The following is a 1,280-nucleotide window of genomic DNA, read 5'->3' as shown; positions in this document are numbered from 1 at the left end:
CCAAGAATTACCATCTGCTCTTGCTGATTAGTTTTATCAAAATCAGTTCTCGTTATGAAAATGGGATTTTGATTGAAACTATATTCAACCATAGTTGATACAGGCACCCATTTTTGGTTAATAACATCAGGGTAATTTAACCCAACGTATTCATTACCGGGACGATCTAAAGTAAAACCTAAACAAAATGCTTTTTCAGGAGTTAATTTGATATCTGTAGAAGTTACGTTAGCTAAACTAAAGAAACTTAAAAAGGACAACAAAATGAGAATATTGCGCATGAATTCCCTGTGCTTATAACTTTTCAATAACGGGCGCAGGCACGTTGGGCATAATGGCGAAGCCGCCCCGCGTGTATGCGTCCCAGCGAACGGAGTGAGCGAGTTAATTGAGTTGTTATAAGCCAATTGTTTCGAAGTCAAAAGCTGTTGCCTCAAGTTGCAATGTGTCACCACTTTGTAATTCAATTTGAAAAATGTTGTTTTGAACCCTTGCCATATTAATAGAGTTAGATTCACCCCAAGGTGTAGCCATTGGTACGTTAATTGAGGAAATGCCGGAAAACGTTAATGAACATGGCTGAGCACTTTGGTTTGGCATTAAGAAGCAATCTAAGAAAATCTCAGCTGACTTACCAGACCAATTTATTGAAATGGTTTTTACTAATCCATCATGTAGTGGTAGGTCTTTAAATTCCATTAAAACCTCTTGGCTTATAACACTTACCATAACCGGTTTGTGGCGTTCTTCCACAAATCCGGTTAATGGTTTTGTTAGGTAACCGGTAACTCCGAGCTATCAATTGAAAATATAGGTTTCTCAACTCTATTAGTAATTGTGAAAATTGAGTCACGCCATGCTCCGTGGAAAAGAATAAACCAAGTTGAGTCCCTGAATTGGTTCGAAAATAATTGCTTTGAGTATAAAACACTACCACTCTTATCAATCAATGCAAAGTTGATATCTATCCCGCCAATTTTATAAGTTAGGGTCGTAGTAGCTCGGATATTCCTAGACTTTTTCCATTTGCTGGTTTTTTTATGTATTCGTTCCAACTGGAAATCACAACCTAAGACCTTTTCAGCAATTAGATCAATGGTGTTTAAAATCTCAAAAGGTACGTTGAGCCTATTTCCTATAATTTTAAGAGAATCAGTTAGATAATAAAGAGACTTAACACATTTACTATGGTCGGAAAGTTCGCAAAAATCATCGAATATAAAGTCATCTCTTTTATAAGCCGCTATTCCATCAGATCGTGGTGGGATGTAATCCTCACC

The 1,280-nt window shown here is 37.0% G+C and carries 3 protein-coding genes; all 3 read right to left on the bottom strand.

Annotation, left to right across the window (positions count from 1 at the left end):
- Nucleotides 1–281 (bottom strand): hypothetical protein (locus H5072_RS19780; RefSeq protein WP_182694555.1); only part of this gene is annotated, 281 nt, incomplete at its 3' end.
- Nucleotides 282–396: 115 nt separating this feature from the next.
- Entirely contained in the window at nt 397–753 is a 357-nt protein-coding gene (locus H5072_RS19775) for a hypothetical protein (RefSeq protein ID WP_310735906.1), read from the bottom strand.
- 20 nt (nt 754–773) lie between these two features.
- Nucleotides 774–1,280: hypothetical protein (locus tag H5072_RS19770; RefSeq protein ID WP_182694554.1), on the bottom strand; the 507-nt coding region annotated here is incomplete at its 5' end.

This window comes from Pseudoalteromonas sp. SR45-5 (genome assembly GCF_014163565.1).
In the GTDB taxonomy this organism is placed as follows: Bacteria; Pseudomonadota; Gammaproteobacteria; order Enterobacterales; family Alteromonadaceae; genus Pseudoalteromonas; species Pseudoalteromonas distincta.
This window is presented reverse-complemented; position numbering and strand designations above follow the sequence as displayed.